This is a genomic window from Janthinobacterium sp. YR213 (assembly GCF_900099875.1).
GTDB lineage: Bacteria > Pseudomonadota > Gammaproteobacteria > Burkholderiales > Burkholderiaceae_D > Janthinobacterium > Janthinobacterium lividum.
Window position 1 is genome coordinate 82,208 of the sequence record NZ_FNDA01000007.1, and the last position, 14,229, is coordinate 96,436.

The following is a 14,229-nucleotide window of genomic DNA, read 5'->3' on the forward strand; positions in this document are numbered from 1 at the left end:
CGTAATCCGACATATTGTTGACGTTACTGGTGTTGTCGGATTACGCGCTGGCGCGCTAATCCGACCTACTCTTCGATAATCTCGAAGGAATGGGTAATCTCTGCCGTCTTCGCCAGCATGATCGACGCCGAGCAGTATTTGTCATGCGACAAGGCCACGGCCCGTTCCACGGCCGTCGGTTTCAGGGCCTTGCCCCGCACGGTGAAGTGGAAGTGGATCTTGGTAAATACTTTCGGGTCTGTATCGGCGCGGTCGGCCTTCAGGGTCACTTCGCAGCCGCTGACGGCTTCGCGCCCGCGTTTCAGGATCAGCACCACGTCATAGGCGGTGCAGCCGCCCGTGCCCAGCAAGACCATTTCCATGGGGCGTGGCGCCAGGTTGTGGCCGCCGCCATCGGGCGCGCCATCCATGGTCACCAGGTGGCCGGAACCCGTTTCTGCCCGAAAACTCATGCCCGACGGGCCATTCCAGCTGACTTTGCATTCCATCGTACTCTCCGAAAATTGTAAGCGTTTTGTATTGTAATAGAGGAATGCCTGTCCATGTGCCGCCCGCCGGCCCGCAGCCGGCCTCGATTGCGGCTTGACGCGGCAAGGCAAAGCCGCTTATACTTGTCGGCTTTCCGTTCGCTCAGGAAAAGTAAATAAGGCAGAGTCCGCACGGCAGCATCGGCGGAACCACCATTTGAGCGTGTAATCTATTAGGAAGTCAACATGAAAACATTTTCCGCTAAAGGACATGAAGTCCAGCGCGATTGGTTCGTGGTTGACGCGACGGACAAAGTCCTCGGACGTGTTGCCAGCGAAGTGGCACTCCGACTGCGCGGCAAACACAAACCAGAATTTACTCCTCACGTCGATACCGGCGACTTCATCGTCGTCATCAACGCAGGCAAACTGCGTGTGACCGGTACCAAAGCTACTGAGAAAATTTACTACCGTCACTCTGGCTATCCAGGCGGCATCTACGAAACCAACTTCCAGAAAATGCAACAGCGTTTTCCAGGTCGCGCGCTTGAGAAAGCGGTCAAAGGCATGCTGCCTAAAGGCCCACTCGGCTACGCAATGATCAAGAAGCTGAAAGTGTACGCGGAAGGTTCCCATCCGCACGCTGCTCAGCAACCTAAAGCACTTGTTCTCTAAGGAACTGACATGATCGGTAATTACAATTATGGAACCGGCCGTCGCAAAAGTGCAGTGGCTCGGGTTTTTATCAAAGTTGGCACAGGCTTGATCGTTGTTAACGGCAAACCAGCAAACGAATACTTTTCGCGCGAAACGGGTCTGATGGTCATCCGTCAACCACTGGAACTGACCGGCAATGTCGAGCGTTTCGACATCAAAGTCAACGTCCATGGCGGCGGTGAGTCGGGCCAGGCTGGTGCAGTTCGTCACGGCATCACCCGCGCTCTGATCGACTACGATGCAGCGTTGAAACCGGAACTGGCTAAAGCCGGCTTCGTTACCCGCGATGCACGTGAAGTCGAGCGTAAAAAAGTTGGTCTGCGCAAAGCACGTCGCGCAAAGCAATTCTCGAAGCGTTAATTTCTACGCTACAGCACCTTCCGGGGTGCTGGTCGAAAAGCCGCTGGACTTCGGTCCCGCGGCTTTTTTGCATTTCAGCGGGATGCGCCGTTGCGCTGTAAAATACGCGAAAACCCGCAGGGGGAGCGTTTCCCCTCTTCTTTTATGCAATCTTATGCAATCTATACACAAGGAAAGAACATGATCAAAGTTGGCATCGTCGGCGGCACTGGATACACGGGCGTGGAGTTGCTGCGCTTGCTCGCTACCCATCCAGATGTCGAGTTGACGGCGATTACTTCGCGCAAGGAAGATGGCTTGCCCGTTGCTGACATGTATCCTTCCCTGCGCGGCCATGTGAAACTGGCGTTTTCCTCGCCGGACAAGGCTAATCTGGAACAGTGCGACGTGGTCTTCTTTGCCACCCCGCATGGCGTTGCCATGGCGCAGGCACCAGCCTTGCTGGCCGCCGGCGTGAAAGTGATCGACCTGGCCGCCGATTTCCGCCTGAAAGACCAGGCCAAGTTCGAACAGTGGTACAAGATTCCCCATACGGCCCCCGAGCTGATCGAACAGGCCGTGTATGGCTTGCCGGAACTGAACCGCGAAGACATCAAGCAAGCGAAGCTGATCGCCAACCCCGGTTGCTACCCGACCACCATGCAGCTGGGTTTTTACCCGCTGCTCAAGGCTGGCCTGGTCAACGCGGGCGGCTTGATCGCCGACTGCAAGTCGGGCGTGTCGGGCGCCGGCCGCAAGGCGGAAATCGGCATCCTGTTCTCGGAAAGCAGCGACAGCTTCAAGGCCTATGGCGTGGCCGGCCACCGCCACCTGCCGGAAACGACGGCGCAATTGCAGCGTTTCACGGATGAGAAAGTGGCGCTGACCTTCACGCCACACCTGGTACCGATGATCCGCGGCATGCATTCGACCCTGTACGCGCAGCTGAACAAGGATGTCAGCAATGAAGAATTGCAATCCTTGTTCGAAGAGCAATACAAGGATGAGCCTTTCGTCGACGTGATGCCGTTCGGCGCGCACCCGGAAACCCGCTCTACGCGCGGTTCGAACATGCTGCGCCTGGCCTTGCACCGTCCCGAAGGCGGCAATACCGTCATCGTGCTGGTGGTGCAGGACAATCTGGTCAAGGGCGCGTCGGGTCAGGCCGTGCAGTGCATGAACTTGATGTTTGGCTTGAAAGAAACGGCCGGTTTGCAACACATCGCCCTGCTGCCGTAATTATCGGCGCCGCTGCTTGCGCGGGTCCGGCGCCTTTTTGCCGGACCTGTGATAAATTGGACTGCCACGTACCCCGACAGGATGACGTTCATGTTCGAGCGCAATGCGAAAAACCCCATCGACACCCTGATCGGCGCATCCACGCGGATCGAGGGCGACCTGCTGTTTTGCGGCGGCTTGCGCATCGATGGCCATGTGCGCGGCAACGTCACGGGCGAGCCGGGCGAGCCCACGTATGTGGTGCTGGGCGAGGCGGGCCGCATCGATGGCGAAGTGCGCTGTTCGAGCCTGGTCGTCAGCGGCGAGATCAATGGCCCCGTGTATGTGTCGGAAATGCTTGAAATCCAGCCAAAAGCCCGCATTGTAGGAGAGGTCTATTACAAAGTGCTGGAAATGCACAGCGGCGCATTGGTGCAAGGCAAGCTGAGTCGCCACGACAGCGCCGACCCCGTGCTGCACCTGGCCGTATCGGAAATGTGAGCAGGAACAACACCGTCCAGCCGCATCAGCGGCGGCCGCAGCGCGAGTTGCGCCAACAGTCTATAATGACTTAATGTTTTCTAGTAGGAGTGCCTGATATGAATGCCGTCGCTGAAATGCAAGATGTGATCCCTTCCCCTATTATCTTTACCGATAGCGCCGCCGAAAAAGTCGCGCAGCTGATCGAAGAAGAAGGCAATCCCGACCTGAAATTGCGCGTATTCGTGCAGGGTGGCGGCTGCTCCGGTTTCCAGTATGGCTTCACCTTCGATGAAATCGTCAACGAAGATGACACCACCATGGTCAAGAACGGCGTCCAGCTGTTGATCGACTCCATGAGCTACCAGTACCTGGTCGGCGCGGAAATCGACTACAAGGATGACCTGGAAGGCGCGCAGTTCGTGATCAAAAACCCAACTGCGACGTCCACCTGCGGTTGCGGTTCGTCTTTCTCCGTTTAAGCACTAAACTGGGCAAGCAAGAAAATAGCGGATCTTCGATCCGCTATTTGTGTTTCTGCGACCGCTTAGCGAGGGTATAGCGCCCCCAGTACCCGTAACCCCTGCGCACCCGTCACGGCCGGCAAGTTACCCGGCTTGCGCTGCGTGAAACGCCAGGCTAGCCAGGCAAAGGCCAGCGCCTCGACCTGGCTGGGCGCCACGCCCAGTGCTGCCGTCGATGCCACCGCCATGCCCGGCAATTCGGTGGCCAGAGCCGCCATCAGGCTGGCGTTCTGCGCGCCGCCGCCACACACATACACGGTTTCCGCCCGTGCGCCGTCGCGCCCGATGGCGTGCGCCAGGCTGGCGGCCGTCAGCTGCGTCAGGGTCGCCTGCACGTCGGCTGGCTTGGCTTGCGGATAGCTGGCCAGCTTGGCGCCCAGCCAGTCGGCATGGAACAGGTCGCGTCCCGTGCTTTTCGGCGCCGGCAAGTCAAAATAGGGCTCGTCGAGCAAATCCGCCAGCAGTGCAGGGATGACCTGGCCCGTGGCGGCCCAGGCGCCGTTGGCGTCGTAGGACTGGCCCAGGTGCCGCAAGACCCAGCCATCCATCAGCGCATTGCCGGGACCCGTGTCGTAGCCCGTCACCGTGCCATCCGCATGCAGCACGCTGATATTGCTGATGCCGCCGATATTGGCCAGCACGCGCGTGTGGCCCGGCAGATTGAAGATGGCCTGGTGAAAGGCCGGCACCAGCGGCGCACCCTGGCCGCCGGCCGCCACGTCGCGGCTGCGCAAGTCGGCGATGACGTCGATGCCCGTCAGTTCGGCCAGCAGGGCCGGGTTGTTCAGCTGACGCGTAAAGCCCAGCTCCGGGCGGTGGCGGATGGTCTGGCCATGCGCGCCGATGGCAGCGATGGCGTCCGGGCCGATACCCGCGTTGCTGAGAAGCATGGCGACGCAATCGGCGTAATGACGCACGAGTCGGTTTGCCGCCAGCGCTTCGCGTTCGATTTCATTCTGGCCCGCACTTTGCAGCGCCATCAGGTCGGCGCGCAGGCTGGCGGGAAAGGGAATGTACGCGTCGCCCAGGCTGCGCGTGCCCTCGTCGGAAAAGTCGACCAGCGCACCGTCGACGCCATCGAGACTGGTGCCTGACATTAAACCGATATACAGCATGGGGTATTCCTTGAATGCGTAAGTGGTGAGGTGCATTGTGCCGCATTTGTGCCGGCCGCAGAAGCGCACGGGGAAAAACAAAGGCACCGGCCATTTGCATGGGCGGTGCCTTTCTTTATATGTTGCCCGAAGGCAGTGTTGCTTAGCGCGCAGCCAGTGCCGTGTCGTTCGGACGCAGCAGAGTGAAGCGGTGCATCATGTCAGCCGACACCATGCGGAAACGGCTCAGCTCGGCGGCCGTCAACGGCGCCTGGGCTTGTACGTTCAGCTTGCTTGGATCCTGTGCCACGCCGCCGACGCGGAATTCATAGTGCAAATGGGCGCCCGTCGACCAGCCGGTGGTGCCGACGTAGCCGATCACATCGCCCTGGCTGACTTTTTGACCTTTTTTCAGGCCCGAAGCGAAGCGGCTCATGTGTGCGTAGGCGGTGGAATAGTTGGCCCAGTGTTTCAGGACAACAACATTACCATAGCCGTTTTGGCTGCCGACGGAATCAACCACGCCATCGCCCGAAGCGCGGATAGGGGTGCCCGTTGCTGCAGCGAAATCGATGCCCTTGTGCGCTTTCCAGTTGCCGGAAATCGGGTGCACGCGCATGGAGAAGCCGGACGAGATGCGGGAGAATTCGAGGGGGGATTTCAGGAAGGCTTTTTTGAGGGACTTGCCGTCGAAACTGTAGTAACCGCCGCCTTGCTTGCTGGCTGGGTCTTCGAACCAAACGGACTGGTAAGTCGTGCCGCGGTTGGTGAATTCACCGGCCAGGATGCGGCCCGCTCGGACAAATTCGCCATCTTGCCAGAATGTTTCGTAGACAACATTAAACGAGTCACCGCGTTTCAGGTCGGAGCGGAAGTCGATATTGGTGGAGAACATTTCCACGATTTGCGCGGAAATCGAATCTGGCAGGCGGGTGCCGTCCAGGCTGGAGTCGGTGGCGGCGAACAGGGTGGAAGTAATCTTGCGCGCGTGCATTTCAACGCGGCGTTCCAGCTGGGCAGCTACTTCCGTGGCCACGAACTTGTCGCCCTTGCGGGTGATCAGGATGTTCTTGACCGATTTGTCCGTGCCGTCGACGAGCGTGGCGCGCATCCAGTTGAGGTCGCCGTTTTCGGACGTTTGCGCTTGCACGCGCTTGCCCGATTTCAGCAACATCACGCCGCGCGCGATCTTGTCGGTTTTAATGAAATTGGCGGCCGCCGCATCATCCACGCCGAGACGGGTCAGCAGGGTGGCGAGGGTATCGCCAGCGCGGACTTTTTCTTCGTGGGTGAAATTCTGGTCTACCTGTTCCATCGCGGAAATTTGCGAGGCGAGATCAGGCATTTCCAGGTTCTGGGCGATGGACGTGACCGGCAAGTCCGATGCGTCGGGCGCCATGGGCGACACAGCGACCGCGCCGAAGGCGGCCACGGCGAGCAGCACTGCGGAGGCACCGATAATGCGTGCCTTGCGTGTCGTCGTCAGCTGTGTGTACAAGCGTGAGCCTGTGATTTTATGTATAGGGTTCATGCAATCAGTTAAAATTTGCCCTTGAACGTGACCTGAACTAATGCTCTTTGTTATTGTTATTTTGGTTCGTTTTCATACGGCAAGATTGATGGGATCGAGCATTATAGCAAACTCCGCAAACCTACTACCATTTTGAGATCTACAGTCAAATTTTATGGAAATCAACACCACCGCATCGCCTACAAAGGCTAACGCCGCTCAGACCGCGCTTCCGCTGTCGGACAGAGTACAAGAAGCCCTCGCGATTACCAAGCGTGGCGTCGACGAACTCTTGATCGAAAGCGAATTTGCGCAAAAATTAGCCCGCTCCGAGAAAACCGGTGTTCCGCTGCGCATCAAACTGGGCCTGGACCCGACTGCACCCGACTTGCATCTGGGCCACACTGTCGTGCTGAACAAGATGCGCCAGCTGCAAAACCTCGGCCATCAAGTCATTTTCCTCATCGGCGACTTCACGTCCATGATCGGCGACCCTTCGGGCCGCAACGTCACGCGCCCGCCGTTGACCAAGGAACAGATCGAGATTAACGCGATGACGTATTTCGCGCAAGCATCTTTAGTGCTGGACGCCAGCAAGACCGAAATCCGCTATAACTCCGAGTGGTGCGATCCGCTGGGCGCGCGCGGCATCATCCAGCTCGCTTCCCACTACACGGTGGCGCGCATGATCGAGCGCGACGATTTCACCAAGCGCTTCCAGGGTGGCATTCCTATTTCCGTGCATGAATTCCTGTACCCGCTGATGCAGGGTTACGACTCGGTGGCCCTGAAGTCGGACCTGGAACTGGGCGGCACGGACCAGAAGTTCAACCTGCTGGTGGGCCGCGAACTGCAAAAGCAGTACGGACAGGAGCAGCAGTGTATTTTGACCATGCCTCTGCTGGAAGGTTTGGACGGCGTGGAAAAAATGTCCAAGTCGAAGAATAACTACATCGGCATCACGGAACCGGGCAACACCATGTTCGCCAAGCTGATGAGCATTTCCGACGTCATGATGTGGCGCTACTACGAGCTGCTGTCGTGGCGCTCGATCGCCGAATTGGCCCAGCTGAAGCGCGAAGTCGAGGAAGGCCGCAATCCGCGCGATGCCAAAGTTGCGTTGGCGCAAGAGATCGTTGCCCGCTTCCACTCGCAGCAGGCGGCGGAAGAGGCGCTGGCCGACTTCGTCAACCGCTCGAAGGGCGGCATCCCCGACGATATCCCGGAAGTGACCTTGGCTGGCGCCCCGCTGGGCATCCCGCAATTGCTCAAGCAAGCGGGCCTGTGCCCATCGACGTCGGAAGCCATGCGCAAGATCGACCAGGGCGGCGTGCGCATCGACGGCACCGTCATCAGCGACAAGGGCTTGCAAGTGGCGGCTGGCCAGTTTGTGTTGCAAGTTGGCAAGCGCAGCTTTGCGCGCGTCACCTTGACGGCATGATCGCGCTGCTGCAGCGCGTTACGCAGGCCAAGGTCGACGTGGCCGGCGCCACGATCGGCGCCATCGATGCCGGCCTGATGGTGCTCGTGTGCGCGGAGCGGGGCGATACGGAGAAGGAGGCGGACGCCCTGCTTATAAAACTGCTGGGCTATCGCGTGTTTGCCGACGAGGCGGGCAAGATGAACCGCAGCGTGACGGACGTGGCCGGCGGCTTGCTGCTGGTGCCGCAGTTTACGCTGGCGGCCGACACCAAGTCCGGCACGCGCCCGTCGTTTACGCCGGCGGCCGCGCCGCAGGACGGCTTGCGCCTGTTCACGCATTTCGTGAACCAGGCGCGCAGCCGTCACGCGACCGTGCAAACGGGACAGTTCGGCGCCGACATGCAGGTGTCGCTGACGAACGACGGGCCCGTCACCTTCTGGCTGCAAGTAAACGCAAAGCAATAACTAAAAAATATAAAGAGGAGCAAGCGATGAAATTGTGGAGCGAGACGTTTCGTGATGGCGGCCTGATGCCGGCCGACCATGCCTTTGCCGAGATCGATCCGGCCAGCCGCGTGCGCCTCGCCGGCAACCGCAATCCTCATCTGGCCTGGGACGAGGTGCCCAACGGCACCGAGTCGCTGGCCCTGTTCTGCATCGACCCCGATGCGCCGCAAGACGCCAGCCTGGCCAACCGCGATGACCAATCGCTGCGGCTGACGGCGCCGCGCGGCGACTTTTATCACTGGAGCTTGCTTGATATTCCCCTGGCCATGCGGGTTATTGCCGCCGGTGAGTTTTCCAGCGGCATCACGCCGCGCGGCAAGCCTGCCGCCAGCGGCGGTGCGTTGCCACTGCGCCAGGGCCTCAACGACTATACGGCCTGGTTTGCCGACGATGCCGCCATGGCCGGGGACTATTACGGCTATGATGGCCCATGCCCGCCGTGGAATGACGAGCGCATCCACCATTATATTTTTCGCCTGTACGCGCTCGACGTGCCGCGCTTGGCGCTGCCCGAGCGTTTCACGGGGCAGCAAGCCCATGCAGCCCTGTACGGCCACATCCTCGACGAAGCCCAGCTCGTCGTCGCCTATTCGCTTCACCCCGAATTGGCACTTACCCTGAAGAAATAACGCATGAGCACCACGATTTTACTGATACGCCATGGCGAGACGGCCTGGAATGCGGGCCGCCGCCTGCAGGGCCATATCGACATCGCCCTGAACGAGGCGGGCCTGGCGCAAGCGGGGGCGCTGGGGCAGGCGTTGGCGGACGAACCGCTGGCCGCCATCATCGCCAGCGATCTGCAGCGCGCGCAGCAGACGGCGCAAGCCGTGGCCGATGTGAAAGATTTGCCCGTGCAAACGGATTCCTTGCTGCGCGAGCGCTGCTATGGCGCCTTCGAAGGCTTGCTGTATGCGGACATTGCCGCGCGCTATCCGCACGAATATGCGCAATGGCAATCGCGCCAGATCGATGCCGTGATGCCGTCGGGCGAGCGCCAGGCCGAAAGTTTCCGCCAGTTCTATGCGCGCGCGAACGGCGCCATCGCCCGCTGGGCCGGGAAATATGACGGCCAGACGATCGCCATCGTCGCCCACGGCGGCGTGCTCGAATGCGCCTACCGCGAGGCGGTCGGCATGACGCTCGACAGTCCGCGCGACTTCCAGGTCAAAAATGCCAGCGTCAACCGCTTTTCTTACGCGGACGGTAAGTTGCATTTGGTGCATTGGGGAAATATCGAACACTTGAGCGCGCCCGCGATGGACGAGCTGGGCTAAGAGCCGGGCAAACCGGCGGACGGGCTCGCCGAGCCCCTGTTTTGCTGTGCTGCACAAGCGCGGCGCCCGCCCAAGCGCACTGAAGCAAAAAAATAGTGCTTATTAATTAGGCAGGGAATCGGTTAAAATAGCAGGTTCCTCCGTCCATTCCAGGTTCTTCAGTGCAAATCGGCCCTCACATTCTGCGCAACAACGTTTTCGTCGCTCCCATGGCGGGTGTGACGGATCGGCCTTTCCGCCAGTTGTGCAAGCAGTTGGGTGCCGGCTACGCCGTGTCGGAAATGGCGGCGTCGAATCCGCGCCTGTGGGCGACGGAAAAAAGCTCGCGCCGCACGGACCACGAAGGCGAAATGGAGCCGAAGGCCGTGCAGATCGCCGGCGCCGATCCGCAAGACCTGGCCGACTGCGCCAAGTTCAATGTGGACCGGGGCGCGCAGATTATCGACATCAACATGGGTTGCCCCGTCAAAAAAGTGTGCAATAGCTGGTGCGGCTCGGCCCTGTTGCAAGATGAAAGCCTCGTCGAAAAGATCTTGCACGCCGTCGTCAATGCCGTCGACGTGCCCGTCACCCTGAAATTCCGCACGGGCTGGAACCGTTCCAACAAGAATGCCCTGACCATCGCCCGCATCGCCGAGCAAGCCGGCATCCAGATGCTGACTTTGCACGGCCGCACGCGCGCCGATGGCTACAAGGGCGATGCCGAATATGAAACGATTGCCGCCGTGAAAGCATCGGTGGGCATCCCCGTGGTGGCCAACGGCGACATTACCAGCCCTGAAAAGGCCCGCTTTGTGCTGGATCAAACGGGCGCCGATGCCGTCATGATCGGCCGCGCGGCGCAGGGCCGGCCGTGGATTTGCCGTGAAATCGACCATTTCCTGCGTACCGGTACCTTGCTGCCGGCGCCGTACGTGGATGAAGTGCGTACCCTGATGGACGAGCATTTACGCGCCCATTACGCATTTTACGGCGAATTCCTCGGCGTGCGCACGGCACGCAAGCACATCGGCTGGTATGTCAAGGATCTGGAAGGCGGCGAAGCGTTCCGCCAGCAAATGAACTTGCTGGAATCGACGGATGCGCAATTGCTGGCCGTCGATCAATTTTTTGAGTCGCAATGGAAATTTGGCGAACGGTTACAATACCGCCTCTCCGAATCCAGTGAAAGTGGCCTGATCGATGTGATCAAACCTGTGGCCACGGCAGCATGAGCAGATAGCAAGGCAGTGATATAAGTTATAAGCAATAGTGACAAGCAAGAGTGATAAGCAGTACAAGGGCGAGCGCCTATACAGAGCGTCATGCAATATTAATTACAACACCGAGGCAAGGGGGCAGCACGCGGACCGCATGGGCGGCGCGGCGCCGGATTGCCAGGTGTTCAGCCGGTTGAAGCATAAAAATGAGCAAAGAAAGCATTCAGGAAGTCGTACAGAAAAGTCTAGAAGATTACTTCAATGACCTGGGCGAACAGCAAGCATCGAATATCTATGACATGGTCGTGCTGACCGTGGAAAAGCCCATCCTGGAAGTCGTGATGACACGCGCCGATGGCAACCAGTCGCACGCCGCGCAGATGCTGGGCATCAACCGCAATACCCTGCGCAAGAAATTGCAGGAGCACGGTTTGCTGTAATGCCGGCATGCAAGTGACGCCAAGATTTGAATCCGCCGCAGCCCGGCACCGGGCCTGCGCCATTCGCCAAGAACACTTAACCACCTAGCCACAGCCATGATCAAACAAGCTCTCCTCTCCGTTTCCGACAAGACCGGCGTTCTCGAATTCGCCCGCGCCCTGTCCGCCCTCGGCGTCAACCTCCTGTCCACGGGCGGCACCGCCAAATTGCTGGCTGACAACGGTGTTCCCGTCACGGAAGTTGCCGATTACACGGGTTTCCCGGAGATGCTCGATGGCCGTGTGAAGACACTGCACCCGAAAGTGCACGGCGGTATCCTGGCGCGCCGCGATTTCCCTGAGCACATGTCGAAACTGGTCGAGCACGACATGCCGACCATCGACATGGTGGTGGTCAACCTGTACCCGTTCCAGGGCACGGTCGCCAAGGCCGATTGCACCCTGGAAGATGCGATCGAAAATATCGATATCGGTGGCCCGACCATGCTGCGTTCGGCAGCCAAGAATCACAAGGACGTGGTTGTCATCTGCGACCCGACCGACTATGACGTGGTGCTGGCGGAAATGCGTGCGGCCGACGGCAAGGCAGGCGACGTCAGCTACGATACCAAGTTCATGCTGGCGAAAAAAGTCTTTGCGCACACGGCGCAATACGATGGCGCCATCACCAACTACCTGACCAGCCTGGGTCCGACGAAAGTGCACGCCGAGCGCGGCGCCTATCCGCAAATCCTCAACGTTGCCTTTGAAAAAGTGCAAGACATGCGCTACGGTGAAAACCCGCACCAGAGCGCCGCCTTCTACCGCGACCTGGTCACCACCGATGGTGCGCTGGCCAACTACCGCCAGCTGCAAGGCAAGGAATTGTCGTATAACAACATCGCCGACGCCGATGCTGCCTGGGAATGTGTGAAGAGCATGGGCGGTTTCGAGCAAAGCGCCGCCTGCGTCATCGTCAAGCACGCGAATCCATGCGGCGTCGCCCTGGGCAAGAATGCGGCGGAAGCGTATGCGCGCGCCCTGCAGACGGACCCGACCTCGGCATTCGGCGGCATCATCGCGTTTAATACCGAACTGGATGGCGCCACGGCCGGCGAAATCGCCAAGCTGTTCGTCGAAGTGCTGATCGCCCCGTCGTTCTCCGCAGAAGCGAAACAGATTCTGTCGAGCAAGCAAAACGTGCGCATGCTGGAAATCCCGCTGGGCAGCGGCGTGCACGCCATGGACTTCAAGCGCGTCGGTGGCGGCTTGCTGGTGCAATCGCCGGACGCGAAAAACGTCGGCATCGGCGACTTGCGCGTGGTCAGCAAGCTGCAGCCAACGCCGCAGCAACTGGCCGACCTGATGTTCGCCTGGAAAGTGGCGAAATTCGTCAAGTCGAACGCCATCGTCTTCTGCGGCAATAACATGACCCTGGGCGTGGGCGCTGGCCAGATGAGCCGTATCGACTCGGCCCGCATCGCTTCCATCAAGGCGCACAACGCCGGCCTGTCGCTGACGGGCTCCGTCGTGGCGTCGGACGCCTTCTTCCCGTTCCGCGACGGCCTCGACGTTGTCGTCGACGCGGGCGCAACCTGCGTCATCCACCCGGGCGGCTCCATGCGCGACCAGGAAGTGATCGATGCGGCGGATGAGCGCGGCGTCGTGATGCTCTACACGGGCACGCGTCACTTCCGTCATTAAGAAGGCGGTCTAAACCTACTGCGCGGCGCGGGGCGCGGCCTGCGATGCTCACTGTGCTACAGCACAGTTGCGCTTCTCGGCCACGCCGCATCGCCGCTCGCTACGGTTTATCCCACCTTCTTTGAAGGTGGTTAAACGGCAGGCACCGGTTATTCACCGGTGCCTGCCGTATTCATTATAGAATCTGGCGATGATTATTCTTGGCATCGATCCTGGCCTGCGCACGACCGGCTTTGGGGTCATTGAAAAACACGGCAACAAGCTGCGCTATATCGCTTCGGGTACCGTCAAGACAGGTTCCGAAGGGGAATTGCCGCCGCGCCTGAAGGTCATCCTGCGGGGCGTGAGCGAAATCGTCGGCACCTACCAGCCCGATTGCGCGGCCATCGAGAAAGTGTTCGTCAACGTCAATCCCCAATCGACCTTGCTGCTGGGCCAGGCGCGCGGCGCGGCCATTTGCGCGCTCGTCCATGCCGACCTGTCGGTGGCCGAGTACACGGCGCTGCAAGTGAAGCAGGCTGTCACGGGCCACGGCAAGGCGGCCAAGGAGCAGGTGCAGGAAATGGTGTCGCGGCTGCTGTCCTTGCCCGGCTTGCCCGGCACGGATGCGGCCGATGCCCTGGGCGTGGCCATTTGCCACGCCAACAGCATCGATGCGCTGGCCATGATCGGCGCGCTGGCGCCCCAGCTGCAGGGGCTGCGCATGAAGCGCGGCCGTTTAGTGGGATAGCTGCATGGCCCTCATATATATACACAACATTAGGAACACGCGATGATAGGCCGTCTCTCCGGTATTTTGCTTGAAAAGAATCCGCCACAATTGCTGGTCGATTGCCAGGGCGTCGGCTATGAAGTCGACGTGCCGATGAGCACGTTTTACAACCTGCCCCACGTGGGCGAAAAAGTCGTGCTGTTCACGCACCAGGCCATCCGCGAAGATGCGCACCTGTTGTTTGGCTTCGGCAATGCGGCCGAGCGGGCCGTGTTCCGCCAGTTGATCAAGATCACGGGCGTGGGCGCGCGCATGGCCTTGTCGATCCTTTCGGGCATGACGATAGCCGACCTGGCGCAAGCCATTACCCTGCAGGATTCCGGCCGCCTGGTGAAAGTGCCGGGCATCGGCAAGAAAACGGCCGAGCGCCTGCTGCTGGAATTGAAGGGCAAGATCGGTGCCGATCTTGGCCCGCTGGGCGCGCATGCGGCGCCGGATGCACAATCGGACATTTTGAATGCCCTAGTCGCGCTCGGCTATTCGGACAAGGAAGCGCTGGCCGCCGTGAAAAACGTGCCGGCTGGCAGCGGCGTGTCGGACGGCATCAAACTGGCGCTGAAAGCGCTGTCGAAAGGCTGAT

General features: G+C 60.0%; 17 protein-coding genes. 14 read left to right on the forward strand and 3 right to left on the reverse strand.

Going from position 1 to position 14,229, the window contains the following annotated elements; genetic code table 11:
- Positions 1–65: 65 nt before the first annotated feature.
- Positions 66–488: an OsmC family protein gene (locus BLT98_RS25610; protein ID WP_034749235.1), complete on the reverse strand. Its 423-nt coding sequence runs from the start codon at positions 486–488 to the stop codon at positions 66–68.
- A gap of 225 nt (positions 489–713) precedes the next feature.
- Between BLT98_RS25610 and rplM the strand changes: the two genes are divergently transcribed.
- The 5 genes from rplM (at position 714) to erpA (ending at position 3,703) form a co-directional block, all read left to right on the forward strand.
- Positions 714–1,142 (forward strand): 50S ribosomal protein L13, encoded by a 429-nt coding sequence (gene rplM, locus BLT98_RS25615; protein ID WP_010393282.1) that lies wholly within the window; start codon positions 714–716, stop codon positions 1,140–1,142.
- 9 nt (positions 1,143–1,151) lie between these two features.
- Complete coding sequence (rpsI, locus tag BLT98_RS25620; protein WP_010393285.1) at positions 1,152–1,544, forward strand: 30S ribosomal protein S9; 393 nt, start codon at positions 1,152–1,154, stop codon at positions 1,542–1,544.
- 180 nt (positions 1,545–1,724) lie between these two features.
- The gene (gene argC, locus BLT98_RS25625; protein ID WP_034784759.1) at positions 1,725–2,762 is read left to right on the forward strand and encodes an N-acetyl-gamma-glutamyl-phosphate reductase; all 1,038 of its coding nucleotides are present in this window, start codon (positions 1,725–1,727) and stop codon (positions 2,760–2,762) included.
- A 90-nt stretch (positions 2,763–2,852) separates the two neighbouring features.
- Positions 2,853–3,242, forward strand: a complete 390-nt coding sequence (locus BLT98_RS25630) for a bactofilin family protein (RefSeq protein WP_034785332.1) — start codon at positions 2,853–2,855, stop codon at positions 3,240–3,242.
- Positions 3,243–3,340: 98 nt separating this feature from the next.
- A complete protein-coding gene (gene erpA, locus BLT98_RS25635; RefSeq protein ID WP_029496047.1) occupies positions 3,341–3,703 on the forward strand; it encodes an iron-sulfur cluster insertion protein ErpA in 363 nt (120 codons plus the stop codon).
- Between the two features lie 65 nt (positions 3,704–3,768).
- On the opposite strand, the gene BLT98_RS25640 is transcribed toward erpA, so the two are convergent.
- Both BLT98_RS25640 and BLT98_RS25645 read right to left on the reverse strand, forming a co-directional pair.
- A complete protein-coding gene (locus tag BLT98_RS25640; protein WP_092613061.1) occupies positions 3,769–4,860 on the reverse strand; it encodes an anhydro-N-acetylmuramic acid kinase in 1,092 nt (363 codons plus the stop codon).
- A gap of 142 nt (positions 4,861–5,002) precedes the next feature.
- Positions 5,003–6,370 carry a M23 family metallopeptidase gene (locus BLT98_RS25645; RefSeq protein ID WP_034784764.1) on the reverse strand — a complete coding sequence of 456 codons (1,368 nt, stop codon included), beginning with the start codon at positions 6,368–6,370 and terminating at the stop codon, positions 5,003–5,005.
- A gap of 154 nt (positions 6,371–6,524) precedes the next feature.
- Here BLT98_RS25645 and tyrS point away from each other — a divergent pair, with 154 nt between their 5' ends.
- From tyrS to ruvA, 9 genes are all read left to right on the forward strand, one after another.
- Complete coding sequence (gene tyrS / locus BLT98_RS25650; RefSeq protein WP_034784765.1) at positions 6,525–7,790, forward strand: tyrosine--tRNA ligase; 1,266 nt, start codon at positions 6,525–6,527, stop codon at positions 7,788–7,790.
- A complete protein-coding gene (gene dtd, locus BLT98_RS25655) occupies positions 7,787–8,236 on the forward strand; it encodes a D-aminoacyl-tRNA deacylase (protein ID WP_092612792.1) in 450 nt (149 codons plus the stop codon). Before tyrS ends, dtd begins: the two co-directional genes overlap by 4 nt.
- A gap of 26 nt (positions 8,237–8,262) precedes the next feature.
- The gene (locus BLT98_RS25660) at positions 8,263–8,907 is read left to right on the forward strand and encodes a YbhB/YbcL family Raf kinase inhibitor-like protein (RefSeq protein WP_092612795.1); all 645 of its coding nucleotides are present in this window, start codon (positions 8,263–8,265) and stop codon (positions 8,905–8,907) included.
- 3 nt (positions 8,908–8,910) lie between these two features.
- Positions 8,911–9,555 carry a histidine phosphatase family protein gene (locus tag BLT98_RS25665; protein ID WP_034784771.1) on the forward strand — a complete coding sequence of 215 codons (645 nt, stop codon included), beginning with the start codon at positions 8,911–8,913 and terminating at the stop codon, positions 9,553–9,555.
- Between the two features lie 161 nt (positions 9,556–9,716).
- Positions 9,717–10,769 (forward strand): tRNA dihydrouridine synthase DusB, encoded by a 1,053-nt coding sequence (dusB, locus tag BLT98_RS25670; protein WP_071653278.1) that lies wholly within the window; start codon positions 9,717–9,719, stop codon positions 10,767–10,769.
- 191 nt (positions 10,770–10,960) lie between these two features.
- Positions 10,961–11,194 carry a helix-turn-helix domain-containing protein gene (locus BLT98_RS25675; protein ID WP_008445162.1) on the forward strand — a complete coding sequence of 78 codons (234 nt, stop codon included), beginning with the start codon at positions 10,961–10,963 and terminating at the stop codon, positions 11,192–11,194.
- A 96-nt stretch (positions 11,195–11,290) separates the two neighbouring features.
- Positions 11,291–12,877, forward strand: coding sequence for a bifunctional phosphoribosylaminoimidazolecarboxamide formyltransferase/IMP cyclohydrolase (gene purH / locus BLT98_RS25680; RefSeq protein ID WP_034784775.1), 1,587 nt, complete (start codon positions 11,291–11,293; stop codon positions 12,875–12,877).
- 190 nt (positions 12,878–13,067) lie between these two features.
- The gene (ruvC, locus tag BLT98_RS25685) at positions 13,068–13,607 is read left to right on the forward strand and encodes a crossover junction endodeoxyribonuclease RuvC (RefSeq protein ID WP_034749205.1); all 540 of its coding nucleotides are present in this window, start codon (positions 13,068–13,070) and stop codon (positions 13,605–13,607) included.
- Positions 13,608–13,649: 42 nt separating this feature from the next.
- Positions 13,650–14,228: a Holliday junction branch migration protein RuvA gene (ruvA, locus tag BLT98_RS25690; protein WP_034784779.1), complete on the forward strand. Its 579-nt coding sequence runs from the start codon at positions 13,650–13,652 to the stop codon at positions 14,226–14,228.
- Position 14,229 lies beyond the last annotated feature (1 nt).